Origin of the sequence: Pseudomonas sp. BF-B-30 (assembly GCF_019956305.1) — a bacterium.
GTDB lineage: Bacteria > Pseudomonadota > Gammaproteobacteria > Pseudomonadales > Pseudomonadaceae > Aquipseudomonas > Aquipseudomonas jessenii.
Genome location: NZ_JAHBDG010000023.1, coordinates 22,925 through 48,334, shown reverse-complemented (window position 1 = coordinate 48,334; position 25,410 = coordinate 22,925). Strand labels below are relative to the sequence as shown.

At 59.4% G+C, this 25,410-nt stretch carries 23 protein-coding genes; all 23 read left to right on the top strand.

Annotated elements, in window-relative coordinates:
* Positions 1-27 precede the first annotated feature (27 nt).
* The 23 genes from flgG (at position 28) to KGB29_RS14350 (ending at position 25,397) form a co-directional block, all read left to right on the top strand.
* Positions 28-813, top strand: a complete 786-nt coding sequence (flgG, locus tag KGB29_RS14460) for a flagellar basal-body rod protein FlgG (protein ID WP_056721513.1) — start codon at positions 28-30, stop codon at positions 811-813.
* A 52-nt stretch (positions 814-865) separates the two neighbouring features.
* Entirely contained in the window at positions 866-1,561 is a 696-nt protein-coding gene (gene flgH / locus KGB29_RS14455) for a flagellar basal body L-ring protein FlgH (RefSeq protein ID WP_057715915.1), read from the top strand.
* Positions 1,562-1,588: 27 nt separating this feature from the next.
* Positions 1,589-2,677 (top strand): flagellar basal body P-ring protein FlgI, encoded by a 1,089-nt coding sequence (locus KGB29_RS14450; RefSeq protein WP_057715914.1) that lies wholly within the window; start codon positions 1,589-1,591, stop codon positions 2,675-2,677.
* An 11-nt stretch (positions 2,678-2,688) separates the two neighbouring features.
* On the top strand, positions 2,689-3,975 hold the full coding sequence (gene flgJ / locus KGB29_RS14445; protein WP_154947165.1) for a flagellar assembly peptidoglycan hydrolase FlgJ: 1,287 nt from the start codon (positions 2,689-2,691) through the stop codon (positions 3,973-3,975).
* 23 nt (positions 3,976-3,998) lie between these two features.
* Positions 3,999-6,056, top strand: coding sequence for a flagellar hook-associated protein FlgK (flgK, locus tag KGB29_RS14440; protein WP_154947166.1), 2,058 nt, complete (start codon positions 3,999-4,001; stop codon positions 6,054-6,056).
* Positions 6,057-6,069: 13 nt separating this feature from the next.
* Positions 6,070-7,638: a flagellar hook-associated protein 3 gene (locus tag KGB29_RS14435; RefSeq protein ID WP_154947167.1), complete on the top strand. Its 1,569-nt coding sequence runs from the start codon at positions 6,070-6,072 to the stop codon at positions 7,636-7,638.
* A gap of 315 nt (positions 7,639-7,953) precedes the next feature.
* Positions 7,954-8,880: a ketoacyl-ACP synthase III gene (locus KGB29_RS14430; protein WP_154947168.1), complete on the top strand. Its 927-nt coding sequence runs from the start codon at positions 7,954-7,956 to the stop codon at positions 8,878-8,880.
* Positions 8,881-9,185: 305 nt separating this feature from the next.
* Complete coding sequence (locus KGB29_RS14425; RefSeq protein WP_154947169.1) at positions 9,186-10,031, top strand: flagellin domain-containing protein; 846 nt, start codon at positions 9,186-9,188, stop codon at positions 10,029-10,031.
* Positions 10,032-10,105: 74 nt separating this feature from the next.
* Positions 10,106-10,471: a flagellar protein FlaG gene (locus KGB29_RS14420; RefSeq protein ID WP_154947170.1), complete on the top strand. Its 366-nt coding sequence runs from the start codon at positions 10,106-10,108 to the stop codon at positions 10,469-10,471.
* 82 nt (positions 10,472-10,553) lie between these two features.
* The gene (fliD, locus tag KGB29_RS14415; RefSeq protein WP_154947180.1) at positions 10,554-11,969 is read left to right on the top strand and encodes a flagellar filament capping protein FliD; all 1,416 of its coding nucleotides are present in this window, start codon (positions 10,554-10,556) and stop codon (positions 11,967-11,969) included.
* Positions 11,970-12,158: 189 nt separating this feature from the next.
* Positions 12,159-12,554, top strand: a complete 396-nt coding sequence (gene fliS, locus KGB29_RS14410; protein WP_154947171.1) for a flagellar export chaperone FliS — start codon at positions 12,159-12,161, stop codon at positions 12,552-12,554.
* Between the two features lie 10 nt (positions 12,555-12,564).
* Positions 12,565-12,861, top strand: coding sequence for a flagellar protein FliT (locus KGB29_RS14405; protein WP_154947172.1), 297 nt, complete (start codon positions 12,565-12,567; stop codon positions 12,859-12,861).
* Positions 12,862-13,032: 171 nt separating this feature from the next.
* Positions 13,033-14,508 (top strand): sigma-54 dependent transcriptional regulator, encoded by a 1,476-nt coding sequence (locus tag KGB29_RS14400; RefSeq protein WP_150813413.1) that lies wholly within the window; start codon positions 13,033-13,035, stop codon positions 14,506-14,508.
* A gap of 128 nt (positions 14,509-14,636) precedes the next feature.
* Positions 14,637-15,830 (top strand): sensor histidine kinase, encoded by a 1,194-nt coding sequence (locus KGB29_RS14395; protein ID WP_191629300.1) that lies wholly within the window; start codon positions 14,637-14,639, stop codon positions 15,828-15,830.
* A 5-nt stretch (positions 15,831-15,835) separates the two neighbouring features.
* On the top strand, positions 15,836-17,221 hold the full coding sequence (locus tag KGB29_RS14390; protein ID WP_154947174.1) for a sigma-54-dependent transcriptional regulator: 1,386 nt from the start codon (positions 15,836-15,838) through the stop codon (positions 17,219-17,221).
* Positions 17,222-17,479: 258 nt separating this feature from the next.
* A complete protein-coding gene (fliE, locus tag KGB29_RS14385) occupies positions 17,480-17,806 on the top strand; it encodes a flagellar hook-basal body complex protein FliE (protein ID WP_057715889.1) in 327 nt (108 codons plus the stop codon).
* Between the two features lie 16 nt (positions 17,807-17,822).
* Positions 17,823-19,610 carry a flagellar basal-body MS-ring/collar protein FliF gene (gene fliF / locus KGB29_RS14380; protein ID WP_154947175.1) on the top strand — a complete coding sequence of 596 codons (1,788 nt, stop codon included), beginning with the start codon at positions 17,823-17,825 and terminating at the stop codon, positions 19,608-19,610.
* Positions 19,603-20,622: a flagellar motor switch protein FliG gene (fliG, locus tag KGB29_RS14375; protein ID WP_150813417.1), complete on the top strand. Its 1,020-nt coding sequence runs from the start codon at positions 19,603-19,605 to the stop codon at positions 20,620-20,622. The genes fliF and fliG overlap by 8 nt, the downstream gene beginning before the upstream one ends.
* A gap of 4 nt (positions 20,623-20,626) precedes the next feature.
* On the top strand, positions 20,627-21,424 hold the full coding sequence (gene fliH, locus KGB29_RS14370; protein WP_154860756.1) for a flagellar assembly protein FliH: 798 nt from the start codon (positions 20,627-20,629) through the stop codon (positions 21,422-21,424).
* Positions 21,414-22,772 (top strand): flagellar protein export ATPase FliI, encoded by a 1,359-nt coding sequence (gene fliI / locus KGB29_RS14365; protein ID WP_057715886.1) that lies wholly within the window; start codon positions 21,414-21,416, stop codon positions 22,770-22,772. Before fliH ends, fliI begins: the two co-directional genes overlap by 11 nt.
* A 6-nt stretch (positions 22,773-22,778) precedes the next feature.
* Positions 22,779-23,228, top strand: coding sequence for a flagellar export protein FliJ (fliJ, locus tag KGB29_RS14360; protein WP_057715885.1), 450 nt, complete (start codon positions 22,779-22,781; stop codon positions 23,226-23,228).
* Between the two features lie 157 nt (positions 23,229-23,385).
* On the top strand, positions 23,386-23,685 hold the full coding sequence (locus tag KGB29_RS14355; protein WP_150813419.1) for an STAS domain-containing protein: 300 nt from the start codon (positions 23,386-23,388) through the stop codon (positions 23,683-23,685).
* Between the two features lie 5 nt (positions 23,686-23,690).
* Positions 23,691-25,397, top strand: a complete 1,707-nt coding sequence (locus tag KGB29_RS14350) for a fused response regulator/phosphatase (RefSeq protein ID WP_150813420.1) — start codon at positions 23,691-23,693, stop codon at positions 25,395-25,397.
* The last annotated feature ends 13 nt before the right edge of the window (positions 25,398-25,410 follow it).

Sequence of the window (25,410 nt, the reverse complement as noted above, 5' to 3'; positions counted from 1 at the left end):
GTAAAACAGGCGCACGAGGAGAATCGAATGCTTCCGGCTCTATGGGTTGCCAAGACAGGTCTGTCCGCCCAGGACACCAACCTGACCACCATTTCCAACAACCTGGCCAACGTGTCGACCACGGGTTTCAAACGTGACCGCGCCGAGTTCCAGGACCTGCTCTACCAGATCAAGCGCCAGCCAGGCGCCCAGTCGACCCAGGACAGCGAACTGCCGTCGGGTCTGCAACTGGGTACCGGTGTGCGCATCGTCGGTACCCAGAAAAACTTCACAGCCGGCAGCCTGCAAACCACCGAGCAGCCGCTGGACATGGCCATCGACGGCCGTGGTTTCTTCCAGATCCTGCAACCGGACGGCACCACGTCCTACACCCGTGACGGTACGTTCCACCTGGACTCCAACGGCCAGATCGTCAACGCCAGCGGCTTTGCCCTGGAGCCGGCCATTGTCATTCCGAACGAAGCGCAGACCTTCACGGTCGGCCGCGACGGCACCGTGTCCATCACCGTTGCCGGCAACCCGGCTGCCCAGGTGATCGGCAACCTGCAAACCGCCGACTTCATCAACCCGGCCGGCCTGCAGGCGGTGGGCAACAACCTGTTCCTGGAAACCGCCGCCAGTGGCGCGCCGCAAGTCGGCACTCCGGGCCTGAACGGTTTCGGCTCCACGCTGCAGAACACCCTGGAAACGTCCAACGTCAGCACCGTTGAGGAGATGGTCAACATGATCACCACCCAGCGCGCCTACGAGATGAACTCCAAGGTGATCTCCACCGCCGACCAGATGCTCTCGTTCGTAACGCAGAATCTGTAATCAAGTCTATGTGGCGGCCATTGGGCCGCCTGCAACACCGTGAGGTAGGGTCATGAATCGCTATGTATCTGTTCTGGCACTGAGTGGGATCACCGCGCTCGCAGGTTGCGTGCCTGCGACGCCCAAGCCCAATGACCCTTACTACGCTCCGGTGTTGCCGCGCACTCCGTTGCCGGCGGCCGCGAACAATGGCTCGATCTACCAGGCCGGTTTCGAACAGAACCTCTACAGCGACCGCAAGGCGTTCCGGGTCGGTGACATCATCACCATCACCCTGAACGAAAGGACCCAGGCCAGCAAAAACGCCAACTCGCAAATTGGCAAGAACAGCAAGGCCAACATCGGCCTGAGTTCGCTGTTCGGCAGCAGCGCCACCACCAACAACCCGTTCAGCGATGGCGACCTGAGCCTGAGTGCCAGCTACGAAGGTGACCGCGCGACCAAGGGGGACAGCAAGGCGGCTCAGGGCAACACCCTGACCGGTTCGATTACAGTCACCGTTGCCGATGTGTTGCCCAACGGCATTATCGCGGTACGCGGCGAGAAGTGGATGACCCTCAACACCGGCGACGAGCTGGTGCGGATTGCCGGCCTGGTTCGCGCCGATGACATCGCCACCGACAACACCGTGCCGTCGACCCGTGTCGCCGATGCGCGCATCACCTACTCGGGCACCGGTTCGTTTGCCGATGCGAGTCAGCCAGGCTGGTTCGACCGTTTCTTCCTCAGCCCGCTGTTCCCTTTCTAGGTGGCTACGTTGAATTTCAGAAGTCTCATGATGGCTGCGTTCCTGATGTCCGCAGCGTTCAACGTTCAAGCCGAGCGCCTGAAGGACATCGCCAGCATTTCCGGCGTGCGTTCCAACCAATTGATCGGCTACGGCCTGGTGGTCGGGCTGAACGGCACCGGCGACCAGACGACGCAGACCCCGTTCACCCTGCAGACCTTCAACAACATGCTCTCGCAGTTCGGCATCAAGGTGCCGCCGGGTTCGGGCAACGTGCAGTTGAAGAACGTCGCGGCGGTGTCGATCAGTGCCGATTTGCCGGCGTTCGCCAAGCCGGGTCAGCAGGTCGATATCACCGTTTCGTCCATCGGTAACTCCAAGAGTTTGCGTGGCGGCACCTTGCTGCTGACGCCACTCAAGGGTATCGATGGCAACGTCTATGCGGTGGCCCAAGGCAACCTGGTGGTCGGCGGTTTCGACGCGGAAGGGCGAGACGGCTCGAAGATTACCGTCAACGTTCCGTCGGCCGGTCGCATCCCCGGTGGCGCATCGGTGGAGCGCGCGGTGCCGAGCGGTTTCAACCAGGGCAACAGCCTGACGCTGAACCTCAACCGTTCCGACTTCACCACCGCCAAGCGCATCGTCGACAAGATCAACAACATGCTCGGTCCTGGCGTGGCCCAGGCCATCGACGGCGGGTCGATTCGCGTCACCGCGCCGCTCGATCCGAGCCAGCGCGTCGACTACCTGTCGATCCTGGAAAACCTCGAAGTCGATCCGGGCCAGGCAGTCGCGAAAGTCATCATCAACTCCCGTACCGGCACCATCGTGATCGGCCAGAACGTCAAGGTTTCCCCGGCCGCAGTGACCCATGGCAGCCTGACCGTGACCATTACCGAAGACCCGATCGTCAGTCAGCCCGGCCCTCTGTCCAATGGCACGACGGCGGTGGTGCCGCGTTCGAAGGTCAACGCCCAGCAGGAAGCCAAGCCGATGTTCAAGTTCGGCCCTGGTACCACCCTCGACGAGATCGTGCGGGCGGTGAACCAGGTTGGCGCGGCACCGGGTGACTTGATGGCCATCCTCGAAGCGCTGAAGCAGGCCGGCGCCCTGCAAGCCGATCTGATCGTGATCTGAGGACGGCCATCGTGGATATGCGCAAGAGCGGTCTGGTCAGCAGCAGCGATTCGGGCTCCTATTCGGACCTCAATCGTCTGAATCAGCTCAAGGTCGGCGACAAGAACAGCGACGGCAACATGCGCAAGGTGGCGCAGGAGTTCGAATCGCTGTTCCTCGGTGAGATGCTCAAGTCCATGCGCTCGGCAACCGAAGCGCTGGGACAGGACAATCCGATGAACACGCCGGCGGCCAAGCAGTACCAGGAAATGTACGACCAGCAACTGGCCGTTTCCATGTCCCGCGAGGGCGGTGGTATCGGCCTGGCGGACGTGCTGATGCGCCAGATGTCGAAGAACAAGCCATTGGCGCCGGGCGAGGCCGCTGCTGCATCGCAGGCCAAGCAAGAGGCTGCCAAGGCCGCCGTGCAAACGCCGGTGGCGGCGGGCACGGTTGCGGTCAATGGGCCGCTGTCGCGGGTCAATGGCCAGCGTCCATTGTGGGCTTCGCGATCGGTCCAGGCGCCGCAAGAGGCGGGCGAGGGTGGTCATCGCAATGACATGGCTCTGATCAATCAGCGACGCCTGGCATTGCCGCCGAAGCTGGCTGATCGTTTGTTGGCCGGGCTGGTGCCTTCGGCGACGGCCGCAGCCACGACGATCAACAAGACACCGTTGCCTGAGCGCGCGACAAGCACTGGCACCGGTCCTTTGTATAACGGCGACTGGCTGGCCAACGCGCAGCAAACCTCCGGTGGCGGCATGCAGATCTACGGTCGCGCCATGGTGCAGATTCCGCTGGCGCCGGCGAAGAAAGCCTTCGGTTCCGCCGACCAGTTCGTCAACACCATGTTGCCGATGGCCAAGGAAGCGGCGGCCCGCATTGGTGTCGATCCGCGTTACCTGGTGGCGCAGGCGGCCCTGGAAACCGGCTGGGGCAAGTCGGTCATGCGTGCTCAGGACGGCAGCAGCAGCCACAACCTGTTCGGCATCAAGGCCGGCAATAGTTGGCAGGGCAATTCGGCGCGGGCGATCACCAGCGAATTCAGGAACGGGCAGATGGTCAAGGAGACGGCGCAGTTCCGCTCCTACGACTCCTACAAGGACAGTTTCCACGACCTTGTAACTTTGCTGCAGACCAACAATCGCTATCAAGATGTCGTGAAGTCGGCCGATAACCCAGAACAGTTTGTACGCGAGTTGCAGAAGGCCGGTTACGCAACCGATCCGAACTACGCGAGCAAGATTTCGCAGATAGCCAAGCAGATGACGAGTTACCAGAACTACGCTGCGGCGGGCGTTTCAACTACGCCTTTATAGGCACAAGGTATAAGGTCTGAACCATGAGTTTGCTCAATATCGGGATGTCGGGTCTCTCCGCTAGCCAATCTTCATTGATGACTACCGGCAATAACATTTCCAACGCCGACACCGCCGGTTACTCACGCCAGCAAACCGTGCAGGGCACCAAGGGGTCGATTCAGTACGGCAACGTCTACATCGGCACCGGCACGACGCTGGCAGATGTGCGCCGGGTATACAACAGCTACCTCGATGCACAGTTGCAGACCACGACGTCGCTCAACAGTGATTCGGCTGCGTACCTTGGGCAAGTCACGCCACTCGATACCTTATTGTCCGACAGTGGCACCGGTCTCAATGGTGCCCTGACCAAATTTTTTGCCTCGGTACAGAACGTCAATGCCAAACCGGGCGACGACGCCTCCCGCCAGTTGTTGCTCAGCGATGCCCAAGCCCTGAGCAATCGTTTCAATTCCGTGTCCAGCCAGTTGAACACGCAGAATGCGAACATCAACGGCAACCTGACGAACATGGCCGATCAGGTCAACAAACTGGCCACGACCGTGGCGCAGTTGAACCAGAAAATCAGCGAGATTTCGAGCGCCGGCGGTACGCCGAATGAACTGCTCGATGCCCGCAACGAAACCATGCGCCAGCTGTCGACCTTCACCGGTGCACAGTTTGTCGAGCGCGACGGAAATGTTGATATCTATCTGGGTAGCGGCCAGCCACTGGTGATTGGCAGTACCGTCAACAAGCTTGAGGCGGTGCCGGGTAAAGATGATCCGGGACGTTTGTCGCTGCAGCTCAATCGTGGTTCGAGCACCATCGACATCACCTCGATCATGACGGGTGGTGAAATCGGCGGCCTGCTGCGTTATCGCAGCGAAGTACTCGATCCGGCCATGAACGAATTGGGGCGTGTGGCGCTGGTCGTCGCCGATCAGATGAACAGTATCCAGGCACAGGGCATCGACAAGAACGGTGATTTCGGTTCGAACCTGTTCAACAACATCAACAGTGCCGCGCAGATGTCTCAGCGCAGTATCGCTTCCACCAGCAACAGTGCTGGCTCCGGTAACTTCGATGTGAGCATCGAGGACACGGGCAAACTGACCATCAACGATTACAAGGTCACATTCACGACCGCTACCGACTACACCGTTCAGCGCCTGCCCGATAACACGCCGATGGGCACCTTCAGCACCACGACGACACCTGCGCCGGTGATCGACGGGTTCTCGATGACGTTCAACGGGGGGGCTGCCCAAGGCGACACTTTCAAGCTCACCCCGACACGTAATGCATCGGCCAACATCAAGACCGAGATGACCGACTCCAAGCGTCTGGCCATCGCGGCCCCCTTGGGAGCGGCCATCGCTCCGGGTGGTAGCGGCACGCTGACCATTCCGGCCAGCGGTCAGCCGACCCTGACCACGAAATTCGATATCTACGACTCGGCCACTGCCACGGCGATGCAGAACGGCCTGAAAAACTCCACGCCGACCAAGGTCGTGTTTGGCGATGTTTCCGCCGACGGCACCAGCCAGACCTACCAGTTCCTGGATGCCAAAGGTGGCGTCATCAGCAGCGGCACTATCAAGCCGGGTGAAAACAACACCCTGAGCCTGACCGTACCGCTCAAGGATTCCACGGGTGCGCCGATCCCGCCCGCCCCCGCGACTCAGTACACCGTAAGTTTCGATATGACCGTGGCCGGCTCCCCGGGCAAAGGCACCGCGATCAACGTCACGCTCAGCCAGCCAGGCACGCTGGACAACCGTAACGGCACGACGCTGGCGAATTTGCAGACCAAACAAACCGTGGACACAGGGTCGGCCAGCAAGGGCATTTCCCTGAACGATGCTTACGGCAAACTGGTCGAGGGTGTCGGCTCCAAGGCCGCCCAAGGCAAGTTGGACAGTGCTGCGACCACCGCCATTCTGGCGAACGCCAAGGGCGCACGTGACTCGCTTTCGGGCGTCGACCTCGACGAAGAAACCGGCAACCTGGTCAAGTATCAGCAGTACTACACCGCCTCTTCGCAGATCATCAAGGCTGCGCAGGAAATCTTCAGCACACTGATCAACAGTCTTTAAGGAGTCGTAGCCCATGCGCATTTCTACCGCCCAGTTTTACGAGTCTTCGGCTGCGAACTATCAGAAGAATTTCGCGAACGCGGTCAAAAGCAGTGAAGAGGCCAGCAGTCTGGTTCGCATCAACACTGCAGCTGATGATCCGGTAGGTGCTTCGCGCCTGCTGCAATTGGGTCAGCAGGCTTCGATGATCGATCAGTACACGGCCAATACCACTGCCATCAAGACGACTTTGGGTACGACTGAATCGGTGATGACCAGCATTGGCAATGTGCTGCAGCGCGCGCGCGAGTTGGCGATCGGCGCAGGAAATGGTGCCTATACTGATGCGGATCGGCAAGCCACCGCTTCTGAGCTGGGACAAATTGAAGAACAATTGCTGAGCTTGATGAATACCAAGGATGAAAGCGGCAAATATATTTTCGCCGGTTCCAAAGGCGATACGGTTCCGTTTTCACGCAATTCCGACGGCACCTACAGCTACAACGGTGATCAGATCACGCTGAACCTGCCTATTGGCGACACCATGTTGATGGCCACCAACAGCACCGGCTGGGAAGCTTTTCAGCAGGCGATCAACACCAGCCGGAGCCAGACCGCCCTCACGTCGCCAGCTGTCAATGATGGACGAGTACTACTGTCTGACGGATTGGTGTCCGCAAGTGCGACCTACAATAATCGCTTTCGCAGTGGCGAGCCTTACACGGTCGACTTCTTGAGCGGCACGCAATTGAAGATCACTGACGCGTCAGGCAATGATGTGACAGCTGAAGCCAGTAAGAATGGCGCGTTCAGTTCCAAGGACGCAACTACACAATCCATCAGTTTTCGTGGGGTTGATCTGCGTTTGAGCATTAATCTGCAAGCCGGTGATACTGATCCGGATGCGGTGATCGCTGGGCATAGTTTCAGCCTGACGAGCAAACCGGACAGCTTCAACGTCTCTCGCTCTCCTGGTAACCCGTCTGCAGCACAGGTCACCGGCAGCACCGTCAGCAACGCAGCGGATTACAACGGCAGCTTTCCGGCGGGAGGCGCTATCCTCAAATTCACCAGCGCCACGGATTACGAGCTTTATGCGTCGCCGGTCACGGCCGATAGCAAGGCTGTTTCCACGGGTAGCCTGGTCGGATCGACAGCGACGGCGTCGGGAGTCGATTTCAATCTAAGTGGTGCACCGCAGGCGGGTGACCAGTATGTGATTGCCGTGAACAACCATCAGACACAGAACATTCTGGATACCGTCAGCCAGTTGCGTTCGGCATTATTAGCCCCCATCAGCACTGATCCGGTCCTTGCTCAGCGTTTCACTGCCGAGTTGAGTGCCGGCATCGCCAACTTGACCAGTGGTACCGAGCAACTCTCCAGTGCCCTGAGTTCGGTGGGCGGGCGTGGCGCGGCACTCGACACTCAAACCGAAGCCAACGCCAGTATCTCCCTCGCTAATAAACAGACTCAGTCAGCGATTCGCGACTCCGATCCGGCAGAAGTGATGACCCGCCTGACGTTGCAGCAAACCATGTTGCAAGCGTCGCAATTGGCGTTCAGCAAGATCGCGCAGTTGGGCCTGTTCAACAAGGTTTGAACCTGGCCGATGTGCGCTCGATTTTATTGATGTGCTGGTAAGGCCCTTAAGCGGGGTACACCGCAGGAATGGTCGCTGTCTGCCTGACAGTTTCTGCGGTTGAATCCACAAATTAGCGTGACCTGTGAGTCATAGCGTGCATCTTCACTGTATTCTATGAATCGGTGAGGTGGCGCCTGGTCTCTGTTTAGCCCAGTGATAGCCTTTAATTCCTGCCGCTGTCGCCGCTTCGGGGCGACGTCTTTCTTTGTTTGTCGGCGCCCCTCGAATCATTACGAGCGGTAGTATTGGGCTGTTTATTATTGGGAAGCCGTAATGATTGGCATAAAAAGCATTGCGAGCTACGTTCCTGTAGCCGGCGTGGACAATTACGCACAAGGTGCAAAATTCGAGAAGGATGAAGCGTTCATCCTGGGCAAAATCGGTTCGGCCTTCCTGCCGCGCAAAGACGACGGGCAGGAAACTTCGGACCTGTGTGTCGAAGCAGTCAATGCGCTATTCGCCAATAATCCCGATTTGAAACGTGAATCCATCGACGTGTTGATCGTCGTCACCCAGAACGGCGACGAGGAAGGCCTGCCACACACCGCAGCCATCGTTCAGGACAAGCTCGGCCTGCCGACCAGTGTTGCCGCGTTCGATATATCCCTGGGGTGTTCCGGTTACGTCTACGGGATTTATGCGATCAAGGGCTTCATGGAAGCCGCGGGCCTGAAGAATGGCCTGCTGGTGACCGCCGATCCGTATTCCAAGATCGTTGATCCGGAAGATCGCAACACCACAATGCTCTTCGGTGATGCGGCTACCGCTACATGGATGGGCGAAGAGGCGCCCTGGCAGCTGGGCAAGGCCAAGTTCGGTACCGACGGTGCCGGTGCGCCGCACTTGAAGGTTACTGACGGGGTGTTCTTCATGAACGGTCGTCAGGTGTTCAATTTTGCGCTGCTCAAGGTTCCCGCACATTTGCACGAACTGCTCGATGACTCGGGGCTGACGGCCGACGATATCGACGCATTTTGCATTCATCAGGGCAGTGCGGCGATTGTCGACGCGGTGGCGCGGCGTTTCGAGGGGGACCCCGAGAAGTTCATCAAGGACATGGTCGAGACCGGCAACACCGTGTCGTCGAGCATTCCGTTGCTGTTGGAACGCCATGTGTTGGACTCCGCCTGGAAACGCGTTGCATTGAGCGGATTTGGCGTGGGGTTGTCCTGGGGGTCGGCGATCATTTATCGCCCTTGAGTCATTAAGCCCGGGCACAAAAAAGCGTTCAAGGTTTCTCCTTGAGCGCTTTTTTTGTGCCTGAATTTTATGGGCGGAAATACACCTTTGACATTGCCGCCGACGTTTCCCTGGCGCCATTTTTTTATTCGTGGTGGTGTTAACCCATTGTTTTTATTGGAGGTGGCAGTGTGATGGCAAAATATTTTCAAAAAACCCTAAAGCAACCTGCCAACGCGACGATAACTATTACGAAGGTTCTCTAGGCCATACCCGGCGGTTGCCAGGGCCGGAAACCGCAGTACCCAACCAACGAGGAATTCGTCATGGCTTTAACCGTAAACACTAACGTTGCATCGTTGAACGTTCAAAAGAACCTGAACCGCGCTTCCGATGCTCTGTCCACCTCGATGACTCGTCTGTCTTCCGGCCTGAAAATCAACAGCGCCAAAGACGACGCTGCCGGTCTGCAAATCGCTACCCGCATGACCAGCCAGATTCGCGGTCAGACCATGGCGATCAAAAACGCCAACGACGGTATCTCGATGGCTCAGACCGCTGAAGGCGCTCTGCAAGAGTCCTCCAACATTCTGCAGCGTATGCGTGAGCTGGGTGTTCAGGCTCGTAACGATAGCAACACTGCCGCCGACCGTACTGCTCTGGACAAAGAATTCCAGGCAATGTCCAGCGAGCTGACTCGTATTGCAAACAGCACCAACTTGAACGGCACCAAGTTGCTGACTGGTACGGCCGGTGCCGCTGGTGACGGCAAGCTCGACATTCAGGTGGGTTCTGGTACCACTACAGATGACACGATCGTCCTGGATTTGGGTGCCGTTGCAATGACTGCTACTGGTTTGGGTGTGAATGCCGATGCTCTCACGGATGCTACTACCTCCAAAACCGCGATCGATAACATCGATACTGCGCTGGGTACCATCAACACCCTGCGCTCCAACCTGGGTGCCGCTCAGAACCGCCTGACCAGCACCATCTCCAACCTGCAAAACATCAACGAAAACGCCAGCGCCGCACTGGGTCGCGTACAAGATACCGACTTCGCCGCTGAAACCGCTCAGATGACCAAGCAGCAGACTCTGCAACAAGCGTCCACCGCTGTCCTGGCACAAGCCAACCAACTGCCATCCGCTGTACTGAAGCTGCTTCAGTAATCGCCGGTTGAAAGTTGGCGGGAGAGTGCGCTGGCCGTGCTCTCCCGTTTTTTTGCTTTAGTGAGGTGATGGACATGGATATGAGCGTCAAGCTGAACTTGTCTTATCCAGTTGCCAAATCCGCGACGCCTGTCGTGGAAAAAACGCTGGAAAAGCCTCGAACGAATGTGACGCCAGTCGCCGATGTCGAGGATCAAAGCAAAGGAAGCGAAACCGAGCAAGGCAAGCTGAAAGCGGCTGTTCAGGAAATTGAAAAGTTCGTGCAATCGGTCAAGCGTAATCTGGAGTTCTCTATCGACGAGGCCTCCGGCCAGGTGGTGGTTAAGGTAATAGCCAGCGAGTCGGGAGAAGTGGTTCGCCAGATCCCCAATGAAGAAGTCCTGAAGCTGGCCAATAGCTTGAATGATGCGAGCAGCCTGTTGTTCAGCGCCGAGGCCTGAAGGCTGGCATGAAAAGTGTTGCACCGTTCTTTGCGGCGCAGTAAGAGTCAAACGGCTGGCGACAAACTGAAGGGAGATGCACATGGCAAGTCCAATTCTACCGGGTGCTGGGCTGGGTTCCGGCCTGGACACCGGTGCTATCGTCAAGGCTCTAGTCGACTCAGACAAGGTGGCCAAGCAGACGCAGATCGACCGGCAGACAAAGATCACCACCGCGAGTCTTTCTGGCATCGGGACCCTGAAGTCGGTGTTGGCGGCGTTTCAGACTGCGATGAAGAACCTCGGTAGTGCCACAACGCCGCAGTTCTCGGGTTTCGCTGCAAGCTCTTCCGATGTCAAGGTTGTGACCGCGACCTCCAATAATTCGGCGGTCAAGGGTAGCTACGTTATCAAAGTCGATAACCTTGCCACCTCGGCCAAAGTCGCCAGCGAAGTCTTTGCAGATACAAGCAGCGCTGTTGCAGAGGGACCACTGACGATCAAGCTGAACAACAAGGACTACGTCCTTGACGTCCCGGCCGGTGCGACCCTGCAATCGGTCCGTGACCTGATCAACAGCAAATTCCAGGGCGATGGCATCAACGCCAACATCATTACCGACAAAGATGGCTCGCGACTGGTGCTGGGCTCTTCGGCCACGGGGGCGGGGTCTGAAATTTCCGTCAGTGGTGTGATGACCATCAACGGCAATCAGGCGATGGCCGGCGATCCTTCAGATCCGCTTGCTCCACCAGGTGCCGGGCGTATCGGCGATGCGGCAACCGATGCGAAGTTCTCGGTCGACGGTCTGAGTATGACCAGTAAAACCAATGCCATCGAAAACGCCGTCTCGGGCTTGAGCTTCAATCTGTTGGCTGGAGGGGGGGGCACGTCGACGGTGACGGTGGCGACTAACACCGACGGCTTGAAGGCCTCGATCCAGAAGTTCGTCGATGCTTACAACGCGGTAGTCAGCAGCATTGGCACGCTGACCAAGCCCACGCTCGACAGTGATGGTAAGCCAACGGTCGCTGCTGCGTTGACCGGGGACGCGCTGCCGCGCTCCATTCTGGCGGCTATCCGTGGTCCGCTGACCGAGACCGGGGCAGGGGATAAGCTCACCGTACTGTCGCAATTGGGTATCACCACCAATCAGAAGACCGGTGCATTGGACTTCGATAGCACCAAGTTCACTGCGGCAATGAGCGACAAGAGCCTGGGTGGTGAGGTTCAGGCGTTCTTTACCGGGACCGGTGGCTTGCTGGAGCGAATGGACAAGGCGATTGTCCCTTACACCCAAACGGGGGAGATCCTTGATACTCGCACCACCAATCTGAACAAGAACAAAGCCAACCTGGTCGAGCAGCAAGCGGCCCTCGATCGGCGGGTAGCGACACTGACGGCGGTGTTGACCAAAAAATACAACGATATGGATTCTCTGGTGGGCAAGCTGAAAGCTACGGCCAGCAACATTACTTCGATATTTGAAGCCATGACGGCGCAGCAAAGGAACTCCTAGTGATGCTAGCGCATTGACGCAAAAGCCCGACAGCACGCTCCAGTGTGTCGGGCTTTTTACTTTGGGAGGCGCCAAAAAAACAGACCAGGTGAAGCATGCGCTACCCGGCCCCGGTACCCTGGCTAAAGTTTTTTGACGCGCGGTCGATACATGGATCATACGAACACTAGCGTTTTGATGAGGTAAAACATGAATCCGATGTTAGCCCTTCGGCAGTATCAGAAGATTGGCGCTCAGGCGCAGACTTCCGAAGCCAGTCCCCATCGTCTTGTACAGATGCTGATGGAGGGTGGTCTGGATCGAATTGCTCAGGCCAAGGGTGCCATGGAGCGCAAGGATATCCCGAGTAAAGGTGTGCTGATCGGCAAAGCAATCGGCATTGTCGGCGGTTTGCGCGAAGGTCTGGACCTTGAAAACTCGATCGAATCCGTCGGTGAGCTGGACAATCTATACGCCTACATGATGAAGCGTCTGGCCGAGGCCAACATCAAGACAGATCCAACGATTCTCGACGAAGTCGCCGATTTGCTTCGCACCGTCAAGGACGGCTGGGATGCTATTGCCGCGCCAGGTCCTCAGTTTTAAGGAGATCACCATGAGTCTTGTATTGCAGCGAATCGAGCAAACCCGTGAAGGCCTGGTAGGTGCGCTGGCCGAGCGTAACTGGGAAGCCATTGGTGAGTTGGACCTGGCTTGCCGTTCCTGCATGGAAGACGTCTTGAGTGAGCCTTCGGTGGACGAAGCGGCGTTGCGCGATAACCTTGAAGAGTTGCTGGGTGTCTACAAGCAGTTGCTTGAGGTCGCGATGGGTGAGAGGCAGGCGATAGTCGAAGAAATGTCTCAGATCCAGCAAGCGCGGAACGCGGCAAAGGTTTACCATCTGTTTGGTTAATTAAACCCGGTTAATCCAAACAAGTGCGCCATAAATTTGACTGTGCACGGTTTTTTGACTTAACTAGTGGCTGTTCCAGATTTCAGTCGTCTTCAGGCATATTTGTGCCTGCAAGCGTTTAGCTTGCCCCAGCATTTTGGGCATTGAGTTGACTAGGGAAGTTGCTATTGCATGTGGCGTGAAACCAAAATTCTGCTGATTGATGACGATAGCGTCCGCCGCCGCGACCTGGCGGTGATTTTGAATTTTCTCGGCGAAGAAAATTTACCCTGCGGTAGCCATGACTGGCAGCAGGCTGTCGGCTCTTTGTCGTCAAGTCGTGAAGTAATCTGTGTCCTTATCGGGACGGTCAATGCTCCTGGTGCACTTCTGGGCTTGCTTAAGACACTCTCGACCTGGGATGAGTTCCTTCCGGTTTTGCTGATGGGCGAAAATTCTTCCATTGACCTGCCGGAAGACCAGCGTCGCCGAGTGCTTTCGACCCTCGAAATGCCGCCCAGCTACAGCAAATTGCTCGATTCGCTGCACCGTGCCCAGGTCTATCGCGAGATGTACGACCAGGCCCGTGAGCGCGGTCGTCATCGCGAGCCCAATCTTTTCCGCAGTCTTGTCGGCACCAGCCGGGCGATTCAACACGTCCGCCAGATGATGCAACAGGTCGCCGACACCGATGCCAGTGTGCTGATCCTCGGTGAGTCCGGCACCGGCAAAGAAGTGGTTGCGCGCAACCTGCATTACCATTCCAAGCGCCGCGAAGCGCCGTTCGTGCCGGTCAACTGCGGGGCGATCCCGGCCGAGTTGCTGGAAAGCGAATTGTTCGGCCATGAGAAGGGCGCCTTCACCGGGGCGATCACCAGTCGCGCCGGTCGATTCGAGCTGGCCAACGGCGGCACTCTGTTCCTCGATGAAATCGGCGACATGCCGCTGCCGATGCAGGTCAAGTTGCTGCGCGTGTTGCAGGAGCGCACCTTCGAGCGCGTGGGTAGCAACAAGACCCAGAGCGTCGACGTGCGCATCATTGCGGCGACCCACAAGAATCTCGAAAGCATGATCGAGATCGGCACCTTCCGCGAAGATTTGTACTACCGCCTGAATGTGTTCCCGATCGAGATGGCGCCGCTGCGTGAGCGCGTCGAAGACATTCCCCTGCTGATGAACGAGCTGATCTCGCGCATGGAGCACGAGAAGCGCGGTTCGATCCGTTTCAACTCGGCGGCCATCATGTCGCTGTGTCGTCATGGCTGGCCGGGCAACGTCCGCGAATTGGCCAACCTGGTGGAGCGCATGGCGATCATGCACCCATACGGCGTGATCGGCGTGGTCGAGTTGCCGAAGAAATTCCGCTACGTCGACGATGAAGACGAGCAAATGGTCGACAGCCTGCGCAGCGATCTGGAAGAGCGCGTGGCCATCAACGGCCATACCCAGGACTTTACCGCCAATGCCATGTTGCCTCCGGAAGGTCTGGACCTGAAGGACTATCTCGGTGGTCTGGAGCAGGGGCTGATCCAGCAGGCGCTGGATGATGCCAACGGCATTGTGGCGCGCGCGGCCGAGCGCCTGCGTATTCGTCGTACCACGCTGGTGGAAAAGATGCGCAAGTACGGCATGAGCCGTCGTGATGGAGACGAGCAGGCGGATGATTGACGCCTGTTTTTCAACTCGTTCATTTATAAGAAGTTTTTTTTAGGCACGGGTATTGCTACGTCCCTCGCAACGTTCCGTTTCACTGACGGTCAGCCAAGCGAGATTGCACGATGCCCCAAGCCGCCCAGATGTCTCCTGTCCTTGATGCTTCGGGACAACCGTCGTCCGTAGAGCTGGCGAGCCGGCTTGGCCTTGAGCAGGCATTTACGCTGTTCAACCAGATGTCCAGTCAGTTGACCGATTCCTACAGCATGCTTGAAGCCCGGGTAACCGAGCTCAAGGGTGAATTGGCAGTGGTCAGTGCCCAGCGCATGCAGGAGCTGGCGGAAAAAGAACGCCTGGCCAACCGCCTGCAAAACCTCCTTGATCTCTTACCCGGCGGAGTCATCGTCATTGACGCCCAGGGCATCGTGCGCGAAGCCAATCCGGCGGCGTGCGAGTTGCTGGGGTTGCCGCTGGAAGGTGAATTGTGGCGCCACGTCATTGCCCGCTGTTTTGCGCCGCGCGAAGACGATGGTCATGAAGTCTCCCTCAAGGATGGTCGGCGCCTGTCGATCGCCACGCGCTCGCTGGACGCAGAGCCTGGCCAGCTGGTGTTGCTCAACGACCTGACTGAAACCCGTCACCTGCAGGATCAACTGGCCCGACATGAGCGGCTGTCGTCGTTGGGGCGCATGGTCGCTTCGTTGGCTCATCAGATACGCACGCCGTTGTCCGCCGCGTTGCTGTATGCCAGTCATTTGACCGAGCAAGAGCTACCGGTCGCTACCCAGCAGCGCTTTGCCGGGCGCCTCAAGGAGCGCCTGCACGAGCTGGAGCACCAGGTGCGCGACATGCTGGTCTTCGCCCGGGGCGAGTTGCCGCTGACCGATCGCGTGACGCCGGCTCAGTTGATGCAATCGTTGCAAGCGGCGGCGCTGACCCACGTACAGGATCTATCGATCCGCTGGCAGTGCGACAGTCATTCGGGGGAGTTGCTGTGCAATCGCGACACCCTGGTCGGTGCGATCCTCAATCTGATCGAGAACGCCATTCAGTCCAGTGCCGGTCCATTGCGCCTCAAGATTCACCTCTACACCCGCGGCAATTACCTGCGCCTGTGCGTCAGCGACAGTGGCTCCGGTATCGATGCCGCCGTTCTGGCGCGATTGGGCGAACCCTTTTTTACCACCAAGGCCACCGGCACAGGTCTTGGCCTGACCGTGGTCAAGGCAGTGGCGCGTGCTCATCAGGGACAATTGCAGTTGCGCTCGCGACTCGGTCGCGGCACTTGCGCGCAGGTTATCCTGCCGTTGTTCAGCAGCGCTCAAGGAGCGGAGTGACACAGATGGGTATCAAGGTTCTGCTGGTCGAGGACGACCGTGCGTTGCGCGAGGCGCTGGCCGATACGCTATTGCTCGCGGGGCACGATTACAAGGCGGTGGGTTCGGCAGAGGAGGCGTTGTTTGCCGTCGGCGGCGAGGCCTTCAGCCTGGTGATCAGCGACGTCAACATGCCGGGTATGGACGGCCACCAGTTGCTGGGCCTGTTGCGAGCGCGGCAGCCGCAATTGCCGGTGTTGCTGATGACGGCTCACGGCGCGGTCGAGCGTGCGGTCGATGCGATGCGCCAAGGTGCGGTGGACTATCTGGTCAAACCTTTCGAGCCCAAGGCGTTGCTCGATCTGGTGGGGCGTCATGCCCTGGGCAGTCTCGGCCTGGCTGAGGGTGAAGGGCCGATAGCATTCGAGCCGGCGAGCGCGCAGTTGCTCGAATTGGCAGCGCGGGTCGCACGCAGCGATTCCACGGTGTTGATCTCGGGTGAGTCGGGCACGGGCAAGGAAGTGCTGGCGCGCTACATCCATCAGCATTCTCATCGCGCCAATCAGCCATTTATTGCGATCAACTGTGCGGCGATCCCGGACAACATGCTCGAAGCGACCTTGTTCGGGCACGAGAAGGGCTCCTTCACCGGTGCCATTGCCGCGCAAGCCGGCAAGTTCGAGCAGGCCGACGGCGGCACCATTCTGCTCGACGAAATTTCCGAAATGCCCCTGGGGCTCCAGGCCAAACTACTGCGCGTACTGCAAGAGCGTGAGGTCGAAAGGGTTGGGGCGCGCAAGCCGATCACGCTGGACATTCGCGTGGTCGCCACCACCAATCGTGACCTGGCGGGTGAGGTGGCGGCGGGGCGCTTCCGCGAAGACCTTTACTATCGCCTGTCGGTGTTTCCCCTGGCCTGGCGTCCGTTGCGCGAGCGCACCGCCGACATCCTGCCGCTGGCCGAGCGTCTGCTGGCCAGACACGTCAATAAAATGAAGCATTCACCGGCCAGATTGTCCCCCGAGGCCCAGGCGTGCCTGATCGCTTATCCGTGGCCGGGTAACGTGCGTGAGCTGGACAACGCGATTCAGCGTGCGTTGATTCTGCAGCAGGGTGGCTTGATCCAGCCGCAGGATTTCTGCCTGGCCGGGCCGGTGGCTTGTGCGCCACTGCCAGCGTTGGCGCAGGCGCCGGTGCGTCCTGTGGAAGTCGAGGCCGAGTCGGCCGGTGCGCTGGGCGATGATCTGCGTCGCCGAGAATTTCAGATGATCATCGATACCCTGCGCGCCGAACGCGGTCGTCGCAAAGAGGCGGCCGAGCGCCTGGGTATCAGCCCGCGGACCCTGCGCTACAAGCTGGCGCAAATGCGCGATGCCGGTATGGATGTGGAAGCCTATCTGTTCGCCACCTGATCCCTGGTTCCAATACCTGGGCCTGTTCCTGTAGGAGCGAGCTCTGCTCGCGATGGACTCAAGAGCGCCGCGTTTTTCCTGCAATCCCGCGTCATCGTTAACGGCCATCGCGAGCAGGGCTCGCTCCTACATAGAACGGAATGAAGCTCGGGACGGGCTTTTGTGAAACAAGGCCATGGAGCTGGCACCCTTGTTGCTAACACCTCATGACCCGCTGAGTGAGTGTCAAAAAATTGCGGGTCGTCAAAGAGAGAAACCATGAGCCAAGGTATTGAATTCAATCGGTTGATGCTGGATATGCGCGCCATGCAAATGGATGCCATGTCTGCGCCGAAATCGACTGCCGTTCCTGAAGTGTCGGGCAGCAGCTTTTCCGACATGCTCGGTCAGGCCGTCAATAAAGTGAACGACACCCAACAGGCTTCCACGCAGTTGGCCAGTGCGTTCGAAATCGGCAAAAGTGGCGTCGATCTTACAGACGTGATGATCTCATCGCAGAAAGCCAGCGTGTCCTTCCAGGCATTGACCCAGGTGCGCAACAAACTGGTTCAGGCCTACCAAGACATCATGCAGATGCCGGTTTAAAGGACGAGATTGAGTCATGGCAGAAGCAGTCGCCGATAACGTTCCGGCCAAGGCCACTCCAATAGACGGCAAACCGCCGTTGTTCGGGTTGTCCTTCCTGGAAAACCTCTCCGAGATGACCATGTTGCGTCAGGTGGGCCTGTTGGTCGGCCTGGCGGCGAGCGTGGCGATTGGTTTTGCCGTGGTGTTGTGGTCCCAGCAACCGGACTACCGGCCTCTGTACGGCAGCCTTGCCGGCATGGACGCCAAGCAGGTCATGGATAGCCTGGCCTCCGCCGATATCCCGTACACCGTCGAACCCAATTCCGGTGCCTTGCTGGTCAAGGCCGATGACCTGTCCCGAGCGCGGCTCAAGCTCGCGGCCGCTGGTGTCACTCCCAGCGACGGCAACATCGGTTTTGAAATTCTCGACAAGGAGCAGGGGCTTGGCACCAGCCAGTTCATGGAAGCGACCCGCTACCGTCGCGGCCTCGAAGGCGAACTGGCCCGCACCATTTCCAGCCTCAACAACGTCAAGGGTGCTCGTGTGCACCTGGCGATCCCGAAAAGTTCGGTGTTCGTGCGCGACGAGCGCAAGCCGAGCGCTTCGGTTCTGGTTGAACTCTATTCCGGTCGCTCCCTCGAGCCAGGCCAGGTCGTGGCCATCATCAATCTGGTAGCGACCAGCGTTCCCGAACTCAGCAAATCGCAGATCACCGTGGTCGACCAGAAGGGCAACCTGCTCTCCGATCAGGCGGAAAACTCCGAACTGACCATGGCTGGCAAGCAGTTCGACTACAGCCGTCGCATGGAAAGCATGCTCACTCAGCGCGTGCACAACATCCTGCAGCCAGTGCTGGGCAACGACCGTTACAAGGCCGAAGTCTCGGCCGACGTGGATTTCAGTGCGGTCGAATCGACTTCCGAGCAATTCAACCCGGATCAACCGGCGTTGCGCAGCGAGCAGTCGGTCAACGAACAACGTACCGCCAGCAATGGCCCGCAAGGTGTGCCGGGTGCCTTGAGCAACCAGCCTCCAGCGCCGGCCTCCGCACCGCAAACCACCGGCGGCACTCCGGGGGCAGCCGGCATGGTGCAGCCGGGCCAGCCGCTGGTTGATGCCAATGGCCAGCAAATCATGGACCCGGCCACCGGCCAGCCGATGCTCGCTCCGTACCCGGCGGACAAGCGTCAACAATCGACCAAGAACTTCGAACTCGACCGATCCATCAGCCACACCAGGCAGCAACAGGGCCGGTTGAATCGCCTGTCGGTGTCGGTGGTGGTCGATGATCAGGTCAAGATCAACCCGGCCAACGGCGAAACCACCCGTGCGCCATGGAGCGCCGATGAACTTGCGCGCTTCACGCGTCTGGTTCAGGACTCGGTCGGCTTCGATGCCAGCCGTGGTGACAGCGTCAGCGTGATCAACATGCCGTTCTCCGCCGAGCGCGGTGAAGTGATTGCCGAAGTTCCGTTCTACTCCCAGCCGTGGTTCTGGGACATCGTCAAGCAAGTGCTGGGTGTGCTGTTCATTCTGGTGCTGGTGTTCGGTGTGCTGCGTCCGGTGCTCAACAACATCACCGGTGGTGGCAAGGGCAAGCAGCTGGCCGGTATCGGCAGCGACGTCGAGTTGGGTGGCATGGGCGGTCTGGATGGCGAACTGGCCAACGACCGTGTCAGCCTCGGTGGCCCGACCAGCATCCTGTTGCCGAGCCCGAGCGAAGGCTATGACGCTCAGTTGAACGCAATCAAGAGTCTGGTGGCAGAAGACCCGGGTCGTGTGGCCCAGGTCGTGAAAGAGTGGATTAACGCAGATGAGTGATAACCGAGCCGTTGCCGCCAAACTGTCCAAGGTCGACAAAGCCGCAATCCTGTTGCTGTCCCTGGGGTCCACCGACGCTGCCCAGGTGCTGCGCCACATGGGCCCCAAAGAGGTTCAGCGCGTGGGTGTGGCCATGGCCCAGATGGGTAATGTGCACCGCGAGCAGGTCGAACAGGTGATGAGCGAGTTCGTCGATATCGTCGGCGACCAGACCAGCCTGGGCGTCGGCTCCGACGACTATGTGCGCAAGATGCTCACCCAGGCCCTGGGCGAAGACAAGGCCAACGGCCTGATCGACCGCATCCTGCTCGGTGGCAACACCAGCGGCCTCGACAGCCTGAAGTGGATGGAACCGCGCGCCGTCGCCGACGTGATCCGTTACGAGCACCCGCAGATCCAGGCGATCGTGGTGGCGTATCTCGATCCGGACCAGGCCGGTGAAGTGCTCGGTAACTTCGACCACAAGGCGCGACTGGACATCATCCTGCGGGTTTCCTCGCTGAACACCGTACAGCCAGCGGCCCTGAAAGAACTCAACCAGATTCTCGAGAAGCAGTTCTCCGGCAACTCGAATGCCTCGCGCACCAACCTGGGTGGTATCAAGCGTGCTGCGGACATCATGAACTTCCTCGACAGCTCGATCGAAGGCCAGCTCATGGACTCGATCCGCGAAGTCGACGAAGACCTGTCCGGTCAGATCGAAGACCTCATGTTCGTGTTCAACAACCTGGCCGATGTCGACGACCGCGGGATTCAGGCGCTGCTGCGCGAGGTGTCCTCCGATGTGCTGGTGCTGGCCCTCAAGGGGTCGGACGAAGGCGTCAAGGAGAAGATCTTCAAGAACATGTCCAAGCGTGCGGCCGAACTGTTGCGCGACGACCTGGAAGCCAAGGGCCCGGTACGCGTCAGCGACGTGGAAACCGCGCAGAAGGAAATCCTCACCATCGCCCGCCGTATGGCCGAAGCCGGGGAAATCGTTCTCGGCGGCAAGGGCGGCGAGGAAATGATCTAACACCATGGTCAAGAATGATGATGCACCCACTGACCTGATCCGGGCCAGGGATGTCAGTGGCTTCGATACCTGGGCGCTGCCCAGTTTCGACCCGCCGGAACCCGAGCCGGAACCTGAGCCTGAACCCGAACCGCCGGAAATGGAGGAAGTGCCGCTGGAGGAAGTCCAGCCACTGACCCTCGAAGAACTCGAAAGCATTCGCCAGGAAGCCTATAACGAAGGCTTCGCGGTGGGTGAGAAGGAAGGTTTCCACAGCACCACGCTCAAGGTCCGCCAGGAAGCCGAAATGGCCCTGACCGCCAAGATTGCGGCGTTGGAGCAGCTGATGACGCACCTGTTCGAGCCCATTGCCGAACAGGACACCGAGATTGAAAAGTCCCTGGTCGACCTCGTGCAGCACATCACCAGACAGGTGATCCAGCGCGAACTGGCCATCGACTCGACGCAGATCGAACACGTCATGCGCGAAGCCCTCAAGCTCCTGCCGTTGGGCGTGGGCAATGTGCGGCTGTACATCAATCCGCAGGACTTCGCACAGGTCAAAGCCCTGCGCGAGCGTCATGAGGAAACGTGGCGCATCGTCGAGGACGAAGCGCTGTTGCCTGGCGGTTGCCGGGTCGAGACAGAGCACAGCCGCATCGACGCCACGGTCGAAACCCGTGTCGCGCGGGTGATGGACAAGCTGTTCGATCAGTTGCACGAGCAGGCCTTGCACCCGGCCGCGCCGGACCTGAGCCTTGAACTGCCGATCGAAGGTAAGCCTGCGGTCGCGCCGGCTCAGGATGTTCCCGATGCGCCTTGAACGCACCAGTTTCGCCAAGCGCCTGGGCAGCTATGCCGAGGCCACGGGACTGGAGGGCGCACCGATCCTCGAAGGCCGCTTGCTGCGCATGGTCGGCCTGACCCTCGAAGCCGAAGGCCTGCGCGCCGCCATGGGCAGCCGCTGCATGGTCATCAACGACGACAGCTATCACCCGATGCAGGTTGAAGCCGAAGTGATGGGCTTCTCCGGCAGTAAAGTCTTCCTGATGCCAGTCGGCAGTGTCGCCGGCATTGCGCCCGGTGCCCGAGTGGTGCCCTTGGCCGATACCGGTCGCTTGCCCATGGGCATGAGCATGCTCGGGCGGGTGCTGGATGGCGCCGGTCGTGCGCTGGACGGCAAGGGCGGGATGAAGGCCGAAGACTGGGTGCCAATGGACGGCCCGACCATCAACCCGCTCAAGCGCGAACCGATCAGTGAACCGCTGGACGTGGGCATCCGTTGCATCAATGGCATGTTGACGGTCGGACGCGGCCAGCGGCTCGGCCTGTTCGCCGGTACCGGTGTCGGTAAATCCGTGCTGTTGGGGATGATGACGCGCTTTACCGAGGCCGACATTATCGTCGTCGGGCTGATCGGTGAGCGGGGGCGTGAAGTTAAAGAATTCATCGAGCACATCCTCGGTGAAGAAGGGCTCAAGCGTTCGGTAGTGGTGGCGTCCCCGGCGGACGATGCGCCGCTGATGCGACTGCGCGCCGCCATGTACTGCACGCGCATCGCCGAATATTTCCGCGACAAGGGCAAGAACGTCTTGTTGCTGATGGATTCGCTGACCCGTTTCGCCCAGGCCCAGCGGGAAATCGCTCTGGCCATCGGTGAGCCGCCGGCGACCAAAGGCTATCCGCCGTCGGTGTTCGCCAAGTTGCCGAAGCTGGTAGAGCGGGCCGGTAATGCCGAGAAGGGCGGTGGTTCGATCACCGCGTTCTACACCGTGCTGTCCGAAGGCGATGACCAGCAGGACCCGATTGCCGACTCGGCGCGGGGCGTGCTCGACGGGCACATCGTGCTGTCCCGGCGACTGGCCGAGGAAGGTCATTACCCGGCCATTGATATCGAGGCATCCATCAGCCGGGTGATGCCGGCGGTGGTGTCGCCGGAGCACATGATGCGAGCGCAGTATTTCAAACAATTGTGGTCGCGCTATCAGCAGAGTCGCGACCTGATCAGCGTCGGCGCCTACGTCGCTGGCGGCGACCGCGAGACCGACCTGGCGATTTCCTTGCAGCCGCAGCTGGTCAAATACCTGCGCCAGGGGCTCAACGACAGCATCAGCCTGGGCGAAAGCGAAGCTTACCTCGCGTCGATCTTCGCGCCCGCGGCGGGCGGCTAACCGGCCATGGCCCAGACTCGGGCAGGGCGCCTGGCCCCCGTGGTGGAAATGGCCGAAAAGGCCGAGAAAACCGCAGTCCAGCGCCTGGGGCACTTTCAGGGGCAAGTGCGTTTGGCCGAAAGCAAACTCGCCGACCTCGAAGCCTTCCGTCTCGACTATCAGGAGCAATGGATCGTGCGCGGCAGCGGCGGCGTCTCGGGCCAATGGTTGCTGGGCTATCAGGGCTTTCTCGCGCAACTGGGCACGGCCATCGACCAGCAGCGGCAAAGCCTGGCCTGGCATCAGAACAACCTGAACAAGGCCCGGGACACCTGGCAGCAGGCGTTTGCCCGGGTCGAAGGCTTGCGCAAGCTGGTTCAGCGCTATGCCGATGAGGCGCGGGCGCTTGAAGACCGGCGCGAACAGAAACTGTTGGATGAATTGTCCCAGCGCCTGCCACGGCAGGATCACCTGTAGGAGCGAGCTCGCTCGCGATGAACCTGTGAGCGCACGGGGATGTCAGGCTTACAGCGATAACGATTCGACAGTCACCACAACCTACCGCCTTGCTCCAACCTCTACCAAATGCTAAACCTTGTGCAAGCGGGTTTACCAATGACAAGGAAGCCATGAAATGTCAGTCGTTACAGAAGTCTCTCCGGATGGGCAAAAACTGACGATATCGGTCAAGGGACGATTCGATTTCGCCAAGCATCAGGAATTTCGTCAGTCCTACGAAAATAAAGAGATATCGGCGGTTGTGGTCGACCTGAAAGACGCCACTTACCTCGATAGCTCTGCCCTGGGCATGTTGCTTTTGCTGCGTGATCACGCCGGTGGCGACGAATCCGATATCCGTGTCGTCAACAGCAGTACCGATGTGCGCAAGATCCTCGCCATCTCCAACTTCGACAAGCTGTTCGACATCAGTTGATTGCCATGCAGCCACTGGAGCCGCTGACGATCCTGATTGCCGAGGACAGCGCCGCCGATCGCCTGCTGTTGTCGAGCATTCTGCGCCGCCAGGGGCACGAAGTGCTGACGGCGGCCAATGGTGCCGAAGCGGTCGAGGTGTTTCGCCAGCAATCACCGCACCTGGTGTTGATGGATGCGATGATGCCGGTCATGGACGGCTTCGAGGCGGCCCGGCAGATCAAGGCTCTGGCCGGGGAAACCCTGGTGCCGATCATCTTCCTCACGTCGTTGTCCGAAAGCGAAGCCCTGGCCCGTTGCCTGGAAGTCGGCGGTGACGACTTTCTGGCCAAGCCCTACAACCAGGTGATTCTCGCTGCCAAGATCAAGGCGATGGATCGCTTGCGGCGCTTGCAGGACACCGTGCTGCAACAGCGTGACCAGATCGCCCGGCACCACGACTACCTGCTCAACGAACAGCGTGTGGCCAAGGCCGTTTTCGATAAGGTGGCGCACTCCGGCTGCCTGAATGCCGCTCCGAATATCCGTTATCTGCAATCGCCCTATGCGCTGTTCAATGGCGACCTGTTGCTGGCCGCGTTCACCCCGGCCGGAGACATGCACGTGCTGCTGGGCGACTTCACCGGCCACGGTTTGCCGGCGGCAGTGGGTGCGATGCCCTTGGCCGAAGTCTTCTACGGCATGACCGCCAAGGGCTATGGCCTGGCGGAAACCCTGCGCGAGATGAATGCCAAGCTCAAGCGCATCCTGCCGGTGGACATGTTCTGCTGTGCCACGTTGCTGTGCCTGAGTTTTCAGCGTCGTTCGGTGGAAGTCTGGAATGGCGGCATGCCGGACGGTTACCTGCATCGCGTTGCCAGTGGCGAGCGAACGCCTCTGCCGGCGCGGAACCTGCCTTTGGGTGTGCTGAGCCCGGAATCCTTCGATGAGCGTACCGACGTGTATCCCATGGCTCTCGGGGATCGGGTGTTTCTGCTGTCCGATGGGGTGATCGATACCTGCGACGCCAATGATCAACTGTTTGGCGTGCAGCGATTGCAGCAGGTGTTTGCCGCCAATCGGCATCCGGATGTGCTGTTCGAAGAGATCGAGCAGGCGCTGCGTCATTTCGGCGGTGAGGCGCGTGACGATGTCAGCATGGTCGAAGTCAGCCTGCTGGAGTCGACGCAAATCACTCCGCCGGCGTTGGTCTACTCCGACAGCGGCCAGTCCTGCCCGCTGGACTGGTCGGTAAGTTTCGAGTTTCGCGCCGCCACGCTCAAGCGCTTCAATCCGTTACCCTATCTGTTGCAGTTGTTGCTTGAGGTCCATGGTCTTCGGGCTCAGAGCGGTGCGCTCTATAGCGTGCTGGCGGAGCTCTACTCCAATGCGCTGGAGCATGGCGTGCTGGGGCTGGATTCGAGTCTCAAGCGCGATGCCTCGGGTTTTGCGCGATATTATCAAGAGCGCAATACCCGGCTGGACGAGCTGCTGGATGGCTATGTACGGTTACATTTGCAGGTGACGCCAACGGACGATGGCGGTTGCCTGACCATTCACATCGAAGACAGCGGCAAGGGTTTCGATGTCGAGCGGGTGATGGCAAGACCGTTGGAAGACGTCCGCCTGTCGGGGCGTGGGGTCAGTCTGATCCGCCAGTTGGGGCGTAATGCCCGCTGGAGCGACAATGGTCGAAGTGCACGCGTGGAGTTTATCTGGGAGGCTCTGGCATAATCCGCGCATTCTT

Bases quoted from the DNA above. Each gene is read 5' to 3' on its own strand.
- flgG (WP_056721513.1), top strand. From the start codon at position 28: ATGCTTCCGGCTCTATGGGTTGCCAAGACAGGTCTGTCCGCCCAGGAC.
- flgH (WP_057715915.1), top strand. From the start codon at position 866: ATGAATCGCTATGTATCTGTTCTGGCACTGAGTGGGATCACCGCGCTC.
- KGB29_RS14450 (WP_057715914.1), top strand. From the start codon at position 1,589: ATGATGGCTGCGTTCCTGATGTCCGCAGCGTTCAACGTTCAAGCCGAG.
- flgK (WP_154947166.1), top strand. From the start codon at position 3,999: ATGAGTTTGCTCAATATCGGGATGTCGGGTCTCTCCGCTAGCCAATCT.
- KGB29_RS14435 (WP_154947167.1), top strand. From the start codon at position 6,070: ATGCGCATTTCTACCGCCCAGTTTTACGAGTCTTCGGCTGCGAACTAT.
- KGB29_RS14430 (WP_154947168.1), top strand. From the start codon at position 7,954: ATGATTGGCATAAAAAGCATTGCGAGCTACGTTCCTGTAGCCGGCGTG.
- KGB29_RS14425 (WP_154947169.1), top strand. From the start codon at position 9,186: ATGGCTTTAACCGTAAACACTAACGTTGCATCGTTGAACGTTCAAAAG.
- KGB29_RS14420 (WP_154947170.1), top strand. From the start codon at position 10,106: ATGGATATGAGCGTCAAGCTGAACTTGTCTTATCCAGTTGCCAAATCC.
- fliD (WP_154947180.1), top strand. From the start codon at position 10,554: ATGGCAAGTCCAATTCTACCGGGTGCTGGGCTGGGTTCCGGCCTGGAC.
- fliS (WP_154947171.1), top strand. From the start codon at position 12,159: ATGAATCCGATGTTAGCCCTTCGGCAGTATCAGAAGATTGGCGCTCAG.
- KGB29_RS14405 (WP_154947172.1), top strand. From the start codon at position 12,565: ATGAGTCTTGTATTGCAGCGAATCGAGCAAACCCGTGAAGGCCTGGTA.
- KGB29_RS14400 (WP_150813413.1), top strand. From the start codon at position 13,033: ATGTGGCGTGAAACCAAAATTCTGCTGATTGATGACGATAGCGTCCGC.
- KGB29_RS14395 (WP_191629300.1), top strand. From the start codon at position 14,637: ATGTCTCCTGTCCTTGATGCTTCGGGACAACCGTCGTCCGTAGAGCTG.
- KGB29_RS14390 (WP_154947174.1), top strand. From the start codon at position 15,836: ATGGGTATCAAGGTTCTGCTGGTCGAGGACGACCGTGCGTTGCGCGAG.
- fliE (WP_057715889.1), top strand. From the start codon at position 17,480: ATGAGCCAAGGTATTGAATTCAATCGGTTGATGCTGGATATGCGCGCC.
- fliF (WP_154947175.1), top strand. From the start codon at position 17,823: ATGGCAGAAGCAGTCGCCGATAACGTTCCGGCCAAGGCCACTCCAATA.
- fliG (WP_150813417.1), top strand. From the start codon at position 19,603: ATGAGTGATAACCGAGCCGTTGCCGCCAAACTGTCCAAGGTCGACAAA.
- fliH (WP_154860756.1), top strand. From the start codon at position 20,627: ATGGTCAAGAATGATGATGCACCCACTGACCTGATCCGGGCCAGGGAT.
- fliI (WP_057715886.1), top strand. From the start codon at position 21,414: ATGCGCCTTGAACGCACCAGTTTCGCCAAGCGCCTGGGCAGCTATGCC.
- fliJ (WP_057715885.1), top strand. From the start codon at position 22,779: ATGGCCCAGACTCGGGCAGGGCGCCTGGCCCCCGTGGTGGAAATGGCC.
- KGB29_RS14355 (WP_150813419.1), top strand. From the start codon at position 23,386: ATGTCAGTCGTTACAGAAGTCTCTCCGGATGGGCAAAAACTGACGATA.
- KGB29_RS14350 (WP_150813420.1), top strand. From the start codon at position 23,691: ATGCAGCCACTGGAGCCGCTGACGATCCTGATTGCCGAGGACAGCGCC.